We start from the raw sequence: 13,967 nt of genomic DNA, 5'->3' as shown, positions 1-13,967 counted from the left end.
AAGCGGCGTCAAAGCTTGCCGGAGACGCCCGCCTGCTCGAAGGTCGCCATGTCCCGGTGGCAGGCGAGGGCGCCCTTCAGGACGCCCATGGCCAAGGCCGCGCCCGAGGCTTCGCCCAGGCGCATGCCGAAGGTGAGCAGCGGGGGTAGGCCGAGGCGCTCCAGCACCTCCGCATGGGCACCCTCCGCCGAGACATGGCCGGCGAGGCAATGGTCGAGGGCGCGCGGGTCGAGGGCGTGCAGGATCGCCGCCGCCGCGGTGGCGACGTAACCGTCGATGACCACGGGCACCTTCTGTAGCCGGGCGGCGAGGATCGCGCCGGCCATGGCGGCGATCTCGCGGCCGCCGAGGCGGGCGAGCACCGCCAGCGGGTCGTCCAGATGCCCTTCGTGGGTCTTCAGCGCCAGGGCCACGGCCTCCGCCTTGCGGGTCAGGCCAGCCTCGTCCACGCCGGTGCCACGCCCCACCCAGTGCGCCGGCGCGCTGCCATAGAGGGCGGTGTAGATCGCCGCGGCGATGGTGGTGTTGCCGATGCCCATCTCGCCCACCCCGAGGCAATCTGTGCCGGCGGCGGCCGCCTCCATGCCGAAGGCCATGGTGGCCACGCAGGCCTTTTCGTCGAGCGCCGGCCCCTCGCAGATGTCCCCGGTCGGCATGTCGATGGCGAGGTCGAACACCCGGAAGCCGAGGCCATAGGCCGCGCAGAGCTGGTTGATCGCCGCCCCGCCGGCCGCGAAGTTGTCGAGCATCTGACGGTTCACCGCGGCCGGAAAGGCCGAGACACCCCGCGCCACCACCCCGTGGCTGCCGGCAAAGACGCAGACGAGAGGCCGGTCGAGAGTCGGGCTACCTTTGCCCTGCCAGGCGGCGAGCCATTCGACCAGGCTCTCCAGGCGGCCGAGCGCCCCCGGCGGCTTGGTCAGCACGCTGTCCCGGGCGCGGACCGCTGCGATGGCATCCGCATCGGCATCCGGCATCTGCGCGATCAGGGCGCGGATATCCGCGAAGGGAGAGGTGGAGTCCGACATCGCGGAATTGTCCGTGCAGAGAGCCAAGAAACCGTGGCCGAAGGGCTGCGGCCGGGGAAAGAGCGGAGCTATAACGGCGTGGCCGACCGTGGTGAAGGCGAGCGGGCAGCGTCGAGGGATCCGGGGCTCTTCGTGAGGCTGGCGATGAACGACAATGGCGGGCAGGATCTCGGACCCGCCTTTCCCGGCGCGGGCGTGCTCTACGATCTCGCGGCCTGCATGCGGTTCTACTCGCGCCTGTCGATTCCGGCTCTGCCCTACGAGCCTGATCCCTACGCCACGCCCGATTTCCGCACGGTTCCGCGGATGCTGCCCCTCGCCGGCGTGATTCTCGCTCTGCCGTCGGCCCTCGTCATGGTGGGGGCCTGGGAGATCCGCCTCGGCCCCTTCGTCGCCGCCACTCTGGCACTCGCGGTCTCGGCCCTCGTCACCGGCGCCCTGCACGAGGACGGGCTCGCCGACGTCGCCGACGGCTTCGGCGGCGGCCGCACCCGGGAGCGGCGCCTGGAGATCATGCGCGACAGCCGCATCGGCGCCTATGGCGGCACTGCCCTGTTCCTGGTGCTCGCTCTGCGAGCCGGCGCACTCGCGACCCTGCTCGATCGGGCGGGGCTCCACGCCGCCCTGGTGCTGCTGCTCGCCGCCGCCATCTCCCGCGCGGCGGCCCTCGCCCCGATGGTGCTGCTCGCCCCGGCCCGGCCGGGCGGGGCCGGCGCCTCGGTGGGGCGACCCACGGGCACGACGGTGGGGATCGCGGCCGGGCTCTGCCTGCTGCTCGCCCTGATCGGTCTCGCCCTCGGCCTGCCGCTGCTCGGGCTGGTGCTGACCCTGCTGCTCGCGTCCGCCCTGTCGCTCGCTCTCTGCGCCCTCGCGCGCGACCGCATCGGCGGCCAGACCGGCGACGTCATCGGGGCCTGCCAGCAGGTGGCAGAGGTCGGCGCTTTACTGGGCATGCTCGCTGCCATTCCCGTCTGAGCCCTGGACCCCGCGCCGTTGTCGTCCCACCTCACGCCCATGTTCGTCTCCGCCGCGCCGAAGCCGTCGAGCCCCTGCACCAAGGTCTGCATCCTCGATGCCGTGACAGGCCTGTGCGAGGGCTGTGGGCGCACCCGCGGGGAGATCGGCGCCTGGGGCTCCCTCTCCGAGCCGCAACGCCGGGCCATCATGGCCGAGCTGCCCGAGCGCCTGCGCCGGGCCTATCCGGATCGGGAGGTCGCACCCCGCCGATGATGTGGTTCCTCCTCGGCCTTCTCGGCCTTGCCCTCGTCGTCCTCGTGGCGACGGATGCCAGCAATGGCCTCGGCGGCCTCAGCTCGGACCAGATCGCAGGCCTCGCCTCCGGGGGCGCGCTCTTGATCCTGTTCGGGACCGGCTTCCTGCGCCGTTTTCGCGAGGGGGCCGGGCGGACGTTGGGACAGTTCGCGATCTGGGTCGTGCTCTTCCTCGTGGTGATCGGCGCCTATGCCTATCGTGAGCAGGCGCAGGAGGTCGGCGCCAACCTGATGGGCGTGCTCCGCCCGGGTGCGGCGGTGGTCGGGCCGGGCGGCGAGGTGACGATCACCCGCCGCTCCGACGGCAGCTTCTCCGTGCTCGCCGACGTGAACGGCCAGGGTGAGCGCCGCTTCGCTTTCGACACCGGAGCGAGCAGCGTCGTGCTCACTGCGGACACAGCCGCCGCGCTCGGGATCAGGCCGGAGGCCGCGGATTTCCATATTCGCGTCGCGACCGCCAATGGCACGACGCTCGCCGCCCCGACCCAGCTCGAATCGATCACGATTGGCCCGATCACCGAACGCCGCGTCGATGCCATGGTGAGCCGGCCGGGCACATTGTCCGAGAACCTGCTCGGCCAGAGCTTCCTCACCCGCCTACCCTCCTACGAGGTGCGCGGCGACCGACTGATCTTGCGCAGCCGCTGAAGCCTCCGCCCGAACCGAAAAGGCGCCGCCGTTGTCGGCGACGCCCTTTCGTATCTGCCGCGTCATGGTCGCGCCGGAAGGCTTGCTGGCCTCACCAGCGCAGGGTGAAGTTGCCCTTCACCGCGTGGTCCTGGGCCCGCTCGCCGACCTGGCCGGTATAGGCGATGCCGATCGTGGCATTGGCCGAGACGCGCAGGTCGAGGCCGGCATTGGCCACCAGGGCATCCCGGTCGATCGGGATGCCGGCCGTCACGAAGCTCGGGCCGGTGCTGAAGGCCAGGAGCGCGGTCGGCACCACGTCGCCGAAGGCGCGGCGATAGCCGGCCATGGCATAGGCCGAGACCGGCGCGCCGAGCCCAAGGTCGAACACCGTCCGCGCCCGCACGCCCGCGGTAAAGGTGCCGACATCGGTGTCGCGGCCGAAGCCGCGCAGGGCCGCTAGGCCGCCCGTCTCCGCGAAGCGGTCGTGGTGGATGCTGACATAGGCGCCCCCGACGAAGGGCTCGATGTAGGAGAGCGGCGCGGCAGGCGCGACCACCGGGGCCTTGCTGACAGGGGCGGAAGGGGCGCCGGAGCCCAGGGCGAAGCGGTAGCCGAGCTCGCCGAAGCCCTGCACCGTGGAGCCGCCGTAGCGCGCCGTCTCGACCTCGGACAGGCCGGGGGAGGTGACGGTGCGGCGCGTGCGCAGGGAATTGTCGGCATAGACCGCGCCGAGCCGGAGGGCGACCGGGCCGAACTCGGTGCCGCCATAGACCGCGCCGAAGCCGCTCCCGATCTCGCCCGTCTGCTGGCGGCCGCTGGTGTCGAGACTGGTGAAGGCATAGCCGCCGGCCACGCCGAGACGGAAGCCGTTCTCGAGCCGCAGGTCGGCGCCGAGCACGAAGCCGCTGCTCTGGCGGGTGAGCCCGGCGGCGTTGCCGTCGCTGCGGACGTCGCCGAAGCTGCCGAAGCCCTGGCCCCACAGCCCGAATACCCGCGGGTCGATCACCCGCGCGGGCACCACCGCCACCGGCGCCGTGCGGCCCGGCAGGTCGGCGGTGTAGGTCGCCGGCAGGTTGCCGAAATCAGCGGTCTCGGCATAGCCCGGGCTGCCGCCCCGGCGCAGCCGGTCGAGGATGGCCTCGCGGATGAAGAAGGCGGTGCCGAACTCGGCCGAGGCGGCGCTCGCATGTACGTCGCCCGACAGGGCCTGGAAGGCGTCCTGCGCCTCCGCCGTGGTGAGGCCGACCGTGCGGTCGTAGACACCCGCCCCAGGGCCGGTGTTCTGCACCGCATCGGCCGCGGCGGCCTGATTGCGGTTCTGCGCGATGGCGGCGAAGGCGATGTCGTTGCGGGTCAGCGTCAGATCGACCTCGTTGGCCTGGTAGCGCAGGCTTGGGGTGAGGAAAGCGAAATTCGCGCTGACGTTGGAGAACTGGCCGTTCACGCCGCCCTGGGCGGTCAGGATGGTGTAGGCCGTGCGCGGGGCGTAGAGGCCGCCCTGGGCCTGCACGTCCACTGTGCCGCCGAGGCTAGCGCTACCGCCAACGGCGAGGCGCGAAGCCTGGCCGGCGGCATTGGCCTGGACCTGGTAGGTTGCTCCCGAGAGGAAGGCGGCATTTCCGGCCACTGTCAGGGTGCCAAGACCGTTGCCGGGGGCGACCGTCGAACCGCTCAGGGCCGTAAGGCTGCCGAGGCTGCCCGTGCCGCCGAGGACGGCGCCGGCGGTCAGGATGGTGCGGCCGGTGATGGTGCCGTCCGCGAAGAGCGTGCCGCCATTGCCGACGATGACGTCGGTGGTCAGCCGGTCGAGTGGGTCCATCCGCAGGCTGCCGGTGACGTTCCCGAAATAGCCGGCGGCCGAATAGAGGTCGATGCGGCTCCAGTAGCTGAGGGGCGTGCCGTAGAAGGCGGTCAGCGCGTTGGTCTCGGTGTTCACCAGGATCTGGTTGATCGTGCCGGATTGCAGCGAACCGTAGAGGCCGCCGGTGGGCGCGATCGTCTTGGCCGCGGCGGTGCTGCCGCCGTAGAGCGGGGCGAGCAGGATCGAGGCGTCGGGGCCATTGGCCGGCGCCGCCTCGCGTGGGGCGGCGACGAAGCTCAGGGTCGGCAGGCCGTAGGTCAGGCGCTGCTGGTAGAGGGCTTGGTTCACGGCGGAGGCGGTATAGGGATTGCCCGCATTGTTGGCCGTGCTCGCCGCGCAATTGGCGACGGTGTCGCCGCATTGCGCGGAGAGATAGGCCTGGATCTGGCCCGAGGCCTGGGTGAACAGGCTCGGCAGGTTGATCGCCGTGCCAGTGGTGGCCGCGTTGTTGACGTAGAGCGGATTGGTGAAGGCCTGGGCGAGGTCGTAACTCGCGAGCGCCCGGCCGCCGATGATGTCGAGCGGGTAATGCACGCCGAGGATGATGCGGCTCGCTCCGTAATCGGCGGCACGGGCCATCATGCTCTGATATTGCTGCGGTACCAGCATCGCGATCAGGATGCTGTCGGTGAAGGCGTAGGTGGTGTGCCCGCTCGGGAAGGAGGGGTTGGTCGCCAGCCCGCCGAGGGCGGTCGGGTCGAACTTGTTCAGGCGGTCCGGCACGACCTGCACGGGGCGAGAATCGCCGTAGACGTTCTGGCCCGGCTGCGTGTTGGTCACGCCATAGGCGAGATCGTAGACACTGTTGCTCGTGTTCGGCAGGCCGTTGAAGCTCGGCAGGGTATAACCGGCCGGGGCGACAGCGGGGGTGGGGACGTAGCCCGCGGGCGTCACGGCCGGATTGTTCGGCGCGCCGTTGGCGAAGAAGTTCTTGGCGACGCCGAGATCGGTGCCGGTGAAGGAAGAGGCGCGGGCGAGTAGGTCCACGGTGGCGCCGAGGGGGCCGCCCGTGCCGTTGGCGGTGCCGCGCTGGAAGATCGGGCCGAGTCGGGCGCCGAGGCCGCCCACCGCCTGAATCGGCGTGATGCCGTTGATCGGGGTCTGGGCGGGCAGGCCGCCTGCGAGGTTGGCGCCCGGGCCGTAGATGCCGAGGCCGACCGAGGAGAGATTGTTGCTCGCGTTGCCGGGCAGGTTCTTATCGCTGATCGCCTGGGCCTGCCGGTCCGAGGACGCCCCGTTGTTCAGGGCGACCGTCTGGTCGAGATTGGTCTGGAGCGTGGCCTGGCCCGTTGCCGTCGCGTTGAGGCCCAGGAAGGGCGAGAGCAGGTTGAGGACGTTGACGTTGGCGGGCGTGGTGTTGGCCGTCTGGGCCTGGGCCGCGCCTGCCCCGATCGTGGCGGCCAGGATGGCCGCGACCGAGACGCCGTGATCGAACCGCATGATGAAGGTCCCCCGGGGAGCGAGTCAGCTGGTGGTTGCTTCCCGGAGGCGTAGCGGCTGCTACGGTTCAACGCTCAGTCATAATCCGTCACAATATTTGTTTCGGAAGCATGTGTTTTGGCCGCCACAAATATTTGCCGAATAAGATTTTTGACTAATTTGCCGGCGAAAAGAAAGGCATTGCCGAACCTCGTCTCGATGCGCGTTCTCTCGCCGAGCTGGTATCCATTTCGGCGCGCGCTAGCAGGCCGTCTGCCACGCCTCGTCGGTGCCGTAGGCCGAAGCCGTCGCCCGCGTGACATGGACCACGGCCTCCCGCAGCGTGGCGAGCCCGGCCTCGGGCGCCATACCGGCGGTGGCAAGATGGCGGCGATAGGCCCGAGCGCCCGGGCGCCCGTTGAACAGGCCGAGCATGTGCCGGGTGAAGGCGTGCAGCCGCAGTCCCTCTTCGAGGCCGCGGGCGATGGTGGGAGCAAAGGCTTCCACCGCCTCGAAGGCGTTGGCGACCGGCGGCGTTTCTCCGAACAGCTCGGAATCCACGTCGAGCAGGATTGCTGGGTCGCTATAGGCCGCCCGGCCGATCATGACGCCGTCGAGGTTGCGCAGGAGGGCCTTGGCCTGCGCGATCGTGGTGACGCCGCCATTGACCGCGATCGGCAGGGCGGGATGGGCCGCCTTCAGGCGGGCCGCCCGGCCGTAATCGAGGGGCGGGATGTCCCGGTTCTCCTTAGGCGACAGACCCTTCAGCCAGGCTTTGCGGGCATGCACGATCAGCCCATCGACGCCAGCCGGGATCACCGCCTGCGCGAGGCTGTCGAGGGCCTCTTCAGGATCCTGGTCGTCGACGCCGATGCGGCACTTCACCGTCACCGGAATCGAGACGGCCGCTTTCATCGCCGACACGCAGTCGCCGACCAGGGCGGGCTCGCGCATCAGGCAGGCGCCGAAGCGGCCCTCCTGCACCCGGTCGGAGGGACAGCCAACATTGAGGTTGACCTCGTCGTAGCCGTAATCGGCGGCGATCCGGGCGGTCGCCGCCAGATCGGCCGGATCCGAGCCGCCGAGCTGCACGGCGACGGGATGCTCGACGGCATCGAAACCGAGCAGCCGGTCCCGCGGTCCGTGGAGCACGGCGCCCGTCGTCACCATCTCGGTATAGAGCCGGGCCCGGCGCGATAGGACACGGTGGAACGACCGGCAGCGCCGATCGGTCCAGTCCATCATCGGTGCCACCGTGAAGCGCAGGTCTTCGGCGTTGAGGAGAGGCTTGGTCATCGCGGGCGGATAGCCCCTCGCCGTTTCGGCTTCAACGCGCGAGGGTCTCAATGGTCGTGGTGATGCCCGTGCTTATGGTCGTGGTCATGGTGATCATGGCCGCAGCCGCACTCGGCACCGTGCTTATGCTCATGTCCGTGATCGTGCGCATGGTCGTGAGCCTGGGCATGGCCGTGCCCGTCGCCATGATCGTGATGATGGTGGTCGTGGCCGCACTGGCTATGGTCGTGGGGGGGCTTTTCGGGCTTGAAGGGGCGGGTGACCGGGGCGGCTTCGCAGCCGGCGTTGCGGACCAGGGCGTTGGCGGTGACCGGGACGTAGAGGGCTTCGGAGCCGACCTCGGTGGGGACGTGCTCGCCTCCGAGCTGCCAGGCGAGGCGCAGCAGCCGGGCCGGGTTGCCGGCGCGGACTTCGAGGAGCGGCTCGTCCGCCGCGCGGATGGCGACCAGGCGCCCGTCCTCGAGCTTCAGGGCGTCCCCGTCCTCCAGACCGGCGGCGTTGGAGAGGGCGAGCTCGAAGCCGAGACCGCCCGCGGCGGTGAGGGCGCCGTGCGTCGCGCGCCGGCCGGCATGGTCGAGCGCGATCGTGTCGACGACCTGCTCGGGCCGGACGGCGGGCTTGCGGACGATCAGGGTGGCTTTGGGCATGGAATCCTCGAGATGGGTGACGGGCCGGCTGCGTTCCGCCGCACACATGGCGGTCTGCGGCAAAAAAGTCATGCCCCCCGACGAAAGAGGCGGAACCTAGACCGTTCCGGCGCCATTCATGTGCATAATGGCTAAGCTGGGTTAGGGCGCCACGGTGAAATCAGGCCGGGCGCGGGACCGCACAAGGGAGTTCTCGGTCATGAAGAAGCTCGTCGCAGCCGTGCTCGCAGGTACGCTCGCCCTGTCCGTCGGCGCCTGCAACACGCCCCAGGACCGTGCCCTCGGCGGCGGTGCCCTCGGCGCCGGCCTCGGCGCGGCGATCGGCGGCCTCGCCACGGGCCGGGCCGGCGGCGCGCTCGCGGGCGCGGCCATCGGCGGCGCCGGCGGCGCCATCGCCGGTGCGGCCACCGCGCCGCGCTGCCCCTACGGCACCTACCGCGACGCCTATGGCGACGTGTACTGCCGCTAAGAATCGCCGTCAGGGTTGAATTCAAGCGTGCGAGGCCGGGGCGATCGCCCCGGCCTTCGCGTTTTCGGCGGCGGAGCCGCCACGGCGCGGTTGCACCGGCGCGCGCTTCCGGGGTTAACCGGCGAAGCCGCGACAGCCTGCCGATGAGGCCGACCTTGCTTTCCCCCGCCGCCCCGCCCGTCCCGTCCGCGGGCGCCCTCCGCGCAGGAGCGCCCCGCACATGAGCGCCGGTCTCTGGGGCAAGATCGGGGGCGCCGGGCTCGGGGCCCTGCTCGGCGGGCCGCTCGGCGCCCTGCTCGGCGGCGTGGCCGGGCATTTCCTGGTCGACCGCGAGGGCGCGCTGCTCGGCGCGACGCCCAAGGACGTGGTCTTCACCACCGGCCTCGTGGCGCTGGCCGCCAAGATGGCGAAGTCCGACGGGGTGGTGACGCCCTCCGAGATCGAGGCCTTCGACCGCGTGGTCCAGGTCGCGCCTGCGGCCCGGCCCGGGGTCGCGCGGCTGTTCGACCTCGCCAAGACGACGACCGCCGGCTTCGAGGCCTATGCCCAGCAGCTCGCCTCGACCTTCCGCGACGAGCCGGCCCTGCTCGAGGACGTGCTCGACGGCCTCTTCCACATCGCCAAGGCCGACGGCGCGATCCACGAGAAGGAGGAGCGCTACCTGCGCGACGTGGCGGCGATCTTCGGCCTCGACGAGGCGGGCTTCCTGCGCGTCGCCGCCCGGCATGTCCGCCTGCCCGACGATCCCTATCTCGTGCTCGGCCTCGGCCGGGAGGCGGACGACGCCGCCCTCAAGGCTCAGTACCGCCGGCTCGTGGCCGAGAACCATCCCGACCGGGCCGTGGCCCGCGGCCTGCCGCCGGAGGCGGTGGCGATCGCGACCCACCGGCTCGCCGCCCTGAACGCGGCCTGGGACCGCATCGCCGCGGAGCGGGGCATCACGTGAGCCTCGTCCCCGACAGCCCGTTCGCGGAGAAGGTGCTGCCTTCGCCGAACCACGGGGAGCGCAGCGGTACCGCCCCGGACATGCTGATCCTCCACTATACCGGCATGGAGAACGCCGCCCTGGCGCTCGCCCGGCTGCGCGACCCCGCCGCCGAGGTCTCGGCCCATTATCTCGTCTACGAGGATGGCCGCGCGGTGCAGCTCGTGCCCGAGGCGCGCCGCGCCTGGCATGCGGGGCGGGCCGTCTGGATGGGCGAGACCGACATCAATTCCCGCTCCATCGGCGTCGAGATCGTCCATCCCGGCCATGACGGCGGCCTGCCGCCCTATCCGGAGGCGCAGATCGCGGGGGTGATCGCCCTGTGTCGGGACATCGTCGCGCGCTGGCGCATCCCCGCGGCGCGGGTGCTCGCCCATTCGGACGTGGCGCCGGAGCGCAAGGAGGATCCCGGCGAGAACTTTCCCTGGGATCGTCTCGCCGCGGCGGGCATCGGCCATCACGTGCCGCCGTGCCCGATCCGCGACGGCCGCTTCCTCAGCCGGGGCGAATCCGGCCAGCCGGTCGAGGCGCTCCAGGCCATGCTCGCCCTCTACGGCTACGACCAGCCGGTGACCGGCCTCTTCGAGGCCCGGACGGAGGCGGTGGTGACGGCCTTCCAGCGCCATTTCCGGCAGGCGCGGGTCGACGGCGTCGCCGACTCTTCCACCATCACCACCCTGCGCGACCTGATCGCCGCCCGCGGCTTCTGAGGCAGGAACTCCCGCGGCGCGGGCGCGCTTTCCCTGGATCCGCAACGATCGAGGGCCGCCGTGCCGTATCTCACCCGTTTCGCCGCCGCTGCGTTTCTGCTCGCCGCCTCGGGGCTGCCCGCCCTCGCGCAGGACAAGGGCGGCATCAAGGGCCAAGACGTGCTCGGGGACAGGTCGCGCAGCGCCAATGACGGCTGGAGCCAGGCGCCGGTGCCGCGGGAGCAATCCGCCGGCAAGGACGCGCCCGATCCGGGCGGCCAGTCGACCGCGCAGAACAAGGACCGCCCGGTGCCGCCGAGCGAAACCCCCAACAAGACCGGCCAGGAGCCGCAGGAGCCGCTCCCGCACCGCACGCCGAACCCGTCCGGCAGCAATCCGGCCTCGCCGTCGAAATAAGGAGGGCTAACCCGCCATCGCTTGGGATGGAATCCGGCCTTCGAACGTATCGATTGCGCGCAACAATTTAGGGTCGTGTGTCACGCGACCGCACTTGCCACCAGGGCGCGTTCCTGGGAAACGATTTGGAATGAGAATACCTCTCAACAGGGTCAGGCCATGACGGTCCAGGTCTCGCGGCGCGGGTTGTTGAAGGGGCTGGGCGCCGGCCTCGCAGGGGGCTCGCTCGGCGCCCTCGGATTCGGCGGGCTCGAGCCCGCCATGGCCGCCGCGGTGCGGCCCTACAAGCTCGCGCAGATGCGCGAGACGCGGAACACCTGCCCGTATTGCTCGGTGGCCTGCGGCGTCATCCTCTACAGCCTCGGCGACCGTTCGAAGAACGCCAAGTCCGCGGTGATGCATGTCGAGGGCGACCCGGATCATCCGGTCAACCGCGGCACGCTCTGCCCGAAGGGCTCGGCGCTCCTCGACTTCATCCGGTCCGAGACCCGCACCAAGTACCCGCAATACCGGGCGCCGGGCACGACCGAGTTCAAGCGGGTCTCCTGGGACTTCGCCCTCGACCGGATCGCGACGCTCCTCAAGGAGGACCGCGACAGGAACTTCGTGGCCAAGAACGGCGACCTCACGGTCAACCGATGGATCACCACCGGCTTCCTGGGCGCCTCGGCCACCACCAACGAGACGGCCTGGCTGACCTACAAGACGGTCCGAAGCATGGGGGCCCTGGTCTTCGACAACCAAGCCAGGGTTTGACACGGTCCTTCGGTCGCCAGTTTGGCGCCCTCCTTCGGCCGCGGTGCGATGACCAACCTCTGGATGGACATCAAGCACGCGGACCTCATCACCGTGATGGGCGGCAATGCCGCTGAGGCTCACCCCTGCGGGTTCAAGTGGGTGGTGGAAGCCAAGGCGCACAACAACGCCAAGCTCATCGTCATCGATCCTCGTTTCACGCGCACCGCCTCGGTGGCCGATCTCTACTGCCCGATCCGGCAGGGGACGGACATCGCGTTCCTATCGGGTGTCGCCAAGTACCTGATCGACAACGACAAGCTCCAGCATCGCTATCTCACCGCCTACACCAACGCCGCGTTCGTGGTGAAGGACGGCTACGCGTTCGAAGAGGGCCTGTTCTCGGGCTACTCGGAGGACAAGCGCGACTACGACAAGACCACCTGGGACTACGAGATCGGTCCCGACGGTTACGCCGTCGTCGACGAGACGATGCAGCATCCGCGCTGCGTGATGCAGCTTTTGAAGAAGCACATCGCGCTCTACACGCCCGAGATGGTGGAGCGGATCTGCGGCTCGCCCAAGGAGACCTTCCTCAAGGTCTGCCAGATGATCGCGGAGACGTCGTCGCCCGAGAAGACGATGACCTCGCTCTACGCGCTCGGCTGGACGCACCATTCCAAGGGCTCGCAGAACATCCGCTCGATGTGCATCGTGCAGACCCTGCTCGGCAATATCGGCATGCTGGGCGGCGGCATGAACGCCCTGCGCGGCCACTCGAACATCCAGGGGCTCACGGATATCGGGCTGATGAGCAACCTCATCCCCGGCTATCTGAACATCCCGATCGAGAAGGAGCCGGATTACGCGTCCTACATCGCCAAGCGGCAGTTCAAGCCGCTGCGCCCCGGCCAGATGAGCTACTGGCAGAACTACAACAAGTTCTTCGTCTCCTTCCAGAAGGCGATGTGGGGCGACAAGGCGCAGAAGGAGAACGACTGGGCGTACGACTATCTGCCCAAGCTCGACGTGCCGACCTACGACGTCATCCGCGGGTTCGAGCTTGCCAAGCAGGGCAAGATGACGGGCTACGTCATCCAGGGCTTCAACCCCCTGTTGTCGTTCCCGAACCGCGCCAAGATGACCGAGGCCTTCTCGAAGATGAAGTTCCTCGTGGTCATGGACCCGCTCCAGACCGAGACGGCCCGCTTCTGGGAGAACCACGGCGAGTACAACGACGTCGATCCGACGAAGATTCAGACGGAAGTCTTCGAGCTGCCGACCACGCTGTTCGCGGAGGAGGAGGGGTCGCTCTCGAACTCCTCGCGCTGGCTGCAATGGCACTGGCAGGCTCAGGATGCGCCGGGCGAGTGCCGCTCGGACATCGAGATCATGTCGGCGATCTTCCTTCGGATGAAGGCGATGTACCAGAAGGACGGCGGCGCCTTCCCGGATCCGATCGTCAACCTGACCTGGAACTACGCCCTGGCGGAATCGCCGACGCCGGTGGAGCTCGCCCGCGAGCTCAACGGCTACACGCTGGCCCCGATCCAGGACGCCACGGGGGCGACGATCCCCGCCGGCAGGCAGGTCGACGGGTTCGCGCAGCTCAAGGACGACGGCTCGACCGCCTGCGGCTGCTGGATCTACTCGGGCTGCTACACCGAGAAGGGCAACACCATGGCCCGCCGGGACAACACCGATCCCGGCAATCGCGGCATCGCGCCGAACTGGGCCTTCGCCTGGCCGGCCAACCGCCGCGTGCTCTACAACCGCGCCTCGTGCGACCCGGACGGGAAGCCCTGGTCGGAGAAGAAGAAGCTCATCGAGTGGAACGGCAAGCAGTGGGTCGGCTTCGACGTGCCGGACTACGGCGCCACCGTGGCCCCCGAGAAGGGCATGGGCCCGTTCATCCTGAACCAGGAGGGCGTCGCCCGGCTGTGGACCCGGGGCCTCATGCGCGACGGGCCGTTCCCGACGCATTACGAGCCCTTCGAGTCCCCGGTCGCCAACGCCGCCTTCCCGAAGATCAAGGGCGCGCCCGCCGCCCGCATCTTCAAGGGTGACCTGGCCGATCTCGGCACCTCGGAGGAGTTCCCCTACGCGGCGACGAGCTACCGGCTGACGGAGCACTTCCACGGCTGGACCAAGCACGCGAAGATCAACGCGATCCTCCAGCCGGAGGCCTTCGTCGAGATCTCCGAGGAGCTCGCCCGCGAGAAGGGCATCGCCAAGGGCGACTGGGTCCGCGTCTGGTCGAAGCGCGGCTCGGTGAAGGCCAAGGCGGTGGTGACCAAGCGCATCAAGCCGCTGATCTGCGACGGCAAGAAGGTCCACGTGGTCGGCATGCCGCAGCACTGGGGCTTCATCGGCCAGACCAAGAAAGGATGGCACCCGAACTCGCTGACCCCCGTGGTCGGCGACGCCAACACCGAGACGCCGGAGTTCAAGGCTTGGCTCGTGAACATCGAGCCGACCTCGCCTCCGTCGGACCGGGTCGCGTGAGGGAGGGTGTGAACC

12 protein-coding genes are annotated in these 13,967 nt (G+C 69.8%); 8 read left to right on the top strand and 4 right to left on the bottom strand.

Annotated elements, in window-relative coordinates; genetic code table 11:
• Positions 1 to 8: 8 nt before the first annotated feature.
• Complete coding sequence (gene cobT, locus MFF21_RS00345) at positions 9 to 1,028, bottom strand: nicotinate-nucleotide--dimethylbenzimidazole phosphoribosyltransferase (RefSeq protein ID WP_238309204.1); 1,020 nt, start codon at positions 1,026 to 1,028, stop codon at positions 9 to 11.
• A gap of 144 nt (positions 1,029 to 1,172) precedes the next feature.
• On the opposite strand from cobT, the gene MFF21_RS00340 reads away from it, so the two are divergent.
• The 3 genes from MFF21_RS00340 to MFF21_RS00330 are packed head-to-tail and all read left to right on the top strand — an operon-like array spanning position 1,173 to position 2,947.
• Positions 1,173 to 2,003 (top strand): adenosylcobinamide-GDP ribazoletransferase, encoded by an 831-nt coding sequence (locus tag MFF21_RS00340; RefSeq protein WP_238309625.1) that lies wholly within the window; start codon positions 1,173 to 1,175, stop codon positions 2,001 to 2,003.
• Positions 2,004 to 2,042: 39 nt separating this feature from the next.
• Positions 2,043 to 2,258 carry a DUF1289 domain-containing protein gene (locus MFF21_RS00335; protein ID WP_238309624.1) on the top strand — a complete coding sequence of 72 codons (216 nt, stop codon included), beginning with the start codon at positions 2,043 to 2,045 and terminating at the stop codon, positions 2,256 to 2,258.
• Entirely contained in the window at positions 2,255 to 2,947 is a 693-nt protein-coding gene (locus tag MFF21_RS00330; protein ID WP_238309203.1) for a retropepsin-like aspartic protease family protein, read from the top strand. Before MFF21_RS00335 ends, MFF21_RS00330 begins: the two co-directional genes overlap by 4 nt.
• A 91-nt stretch (positions 2,948 to 3,038) precedes the next feature.
• Here the strand turns inward: MFF21_RS00330 and MFF21_RS00325 are convergent, their stop codons facing one another.
• The 3 genes from MFF21_RS00325 to MFF21_RS00315 all read right to left on the bottom strand — a co-directional run bounded on the left by MFF21_RS00325 (position 3,039) and on the right by MFF21_RS00315 (position 8,152).
• Positions 3,039 to 6,230, bottom strand: a complete 3,192-nt coding sequence (locus MFF21_RS00325; RefSeq protein WP_238309202.1) for an autotransporter family protein — start codon at positions 6,228 to 6,230, stop codon at positions 3,039 to 3,041.
• A gap of 240 nt (positions 6,231 to 6,470) precedes the next feature.
• A complete protein-coding gene (dusA, locus tag MFF21_RS00320; protein ID WP_283206498.1) occupies positions 6,471 to 7,505 on the bottom strand; it encodes a tRNA dihydrouridine(20/20a) synthase DusA in 1,035 nt (344 codons plus the stop codon).
• Between the two features lie 47 nt (positions 7,506 to 7,552).
• Complete coding sequence (locus tag MFF21_RS00315) at positions 7,553 to 8,152, bottom strand: urease accessory protein UreE (protein ID WP_238309201.1); 600 nt, start codon at positions 8,150 to 8,152, stop codon at positions 7,553 to 7,555.
• 199 nt (positions 8,153 to 8,351) lie between these two features.
• Between MFF21_RS00315 and MFF21_RS00310 the strand changes: the two genes are divergently transcribed.
• From MFF21_RS00310 to fdnG, 5 genes are all read left to right on the top strand, one after another.
• The gene (locus MFF21_RS00310) at positions 8,352 to 8,621 is read left to right on the top strand and encodes a YMGG-like glycine zipper-containing protein (RefSeq protein WP_238309200.1); all 270 of its coding nucleotides are present in this window, start codon (positions 8,352 to 8,354) and stop codon (positions 8,619 to 8,621) included.
• A 220-nt stretch (positions 8,622 to 8,841) separates the two neighbouring features.
• Positions 8,842 to 9,567: a J domain-containing protein gene (locus tag MFF21_RS00305; protein ID WP_238309199.1), complete on the top strand. Its 726-nt coding sequence runs from the start codon at positions 8,842 to 8,844 to the stop codon at positions 9,565 to 9,567.
• Positions 9,564 to 10,316 (top strand): N-acetylmuramoyl-L-alanine amidase, encoded by a 753-nt coding sequence (locus tag MFF21_RS00300; protein WP_238309198.1) that lies wholly within the window; start codon positions 9,564 to 9,566, stop codon positions 10,314 to 10,316. The genes MFF21_RS00305 and MFF21_RS00300 overlap by 4 nt, the downstream gene beginning before the upstream one ends.
• A 60-nt stretch (positions 10,317 to 10,376) precedes the next feature.
• The gene (locus MFF21_RS00295; RefSeq protein WP_238309197.1) at positions 10,377 to 10,712 is read left to right on the top strand and encodes a hypothetical protein; all 336 of its coding nucleotides are present in this window, start codon (positions 10,377 to 10,379) and stop codon (positions 10,710 to 10,712) included.
• 159 nt (positions 10,713 to 10,871) lie between these two features.
• Positions 10,872 to 13,952, top strand: a complete 3,081-nt coding sequence (gene fdnG / locus MFF21_RS00290; protein ID WP_238309196.1) for a formate dehydrogenase-N subunit alpha — start codon at positions 10,872 to 10,874, stop codon at positions 13,950 to 13,952.
• The last annotated feature ends 15 nt before the right edge of the window (positions 13,953 to 13,967 follow it).

Origin of the sequence: Methylobacterium organophilum, from assembly GCF_022179465.1 — a bacterium.
GTDB lineage: Bacteria > Pseudomonadota > Alphaproteobacteria > Rhizobiales > Beijerinckiaceae > Methylobacterium > Methylobacterium organophilum.
Note: the sequence above shows the minus strand (reverse complement) of the source record. Positions and strands in the feature narration are given on the sequence as shown.

What these genes read in the sequence shown, in the direction of transcription:
- MFF21_RS00330 (WP_238309203.1), top strand. Translation starts at nt 2,255, where the DNA reads ATGATGTGGTTCCTCCTCGGCCTTCTCGGCCTTGCCCTCGTCGTCCTC.
- MFF21_RS00310 (WP_238309200.1), top strand. Translation starts at nt 8,352, where the DNA reads ATGAAGAAGCTCGTCGCAGCCGTGCTCGCAGGTACGCTCGCCCTGTCC.
- MFF21_RS00305 (WP_238309199.1), top strand. Translation starts at nt 8,842, where the DNA reads ATGAGCGCCGGTCTCTGGGGCAAGATCGGGGGCGCCGGGCTCGGGGCC.
- MFF21_RS00335 (WP_238309624.1), top strand. Translation starts at nt 2,043, where the DNA reads ATGTTCGTCTCCGCCGCGCCGAAGCCGTCGAGCCCCTGCACCAAGGTC.
- MFF21_RS00340 (WP_238309625.1), top strand. Translation starts at nt 1,173, where the DNA reads ATGAACGACAATGGCGGGCAGGATCTCGGACCCGCCTTTCCCGGCGCG.
- cobT (WP_238309204.1), bottom strand. Translation starts at nt 1,028, where the DNA reads ATGTCGGACTCCACCTCTCCCTTCGCGGATATCCGCGCCCTGATCGCG.
- MFF21_RS00325 (WP_238309202.1), bottom strand. Translation starts at nt 6,230, where the DNA reads ATGCGGTTCGATCACGGCGTCTCGGTCGCGGCCATCCTGGCCGCCACG.
- MFF21_RS00315 (WP_238309201.1), bottom strand. Translation starts at nt 8,152, where the DNA reads ATGCCCAAAGCCACCCTGATCGTCCGCAAGCCCGCCGTCCGGCCCGAG.
- dusA (WP_283206498.1), bottom strand. Translation starts at nt 7,505, where the DNA reads ATGACCAAGCCTCTCCTCAACGCCGAAGACCTGCGCTTCACGGTGGCA.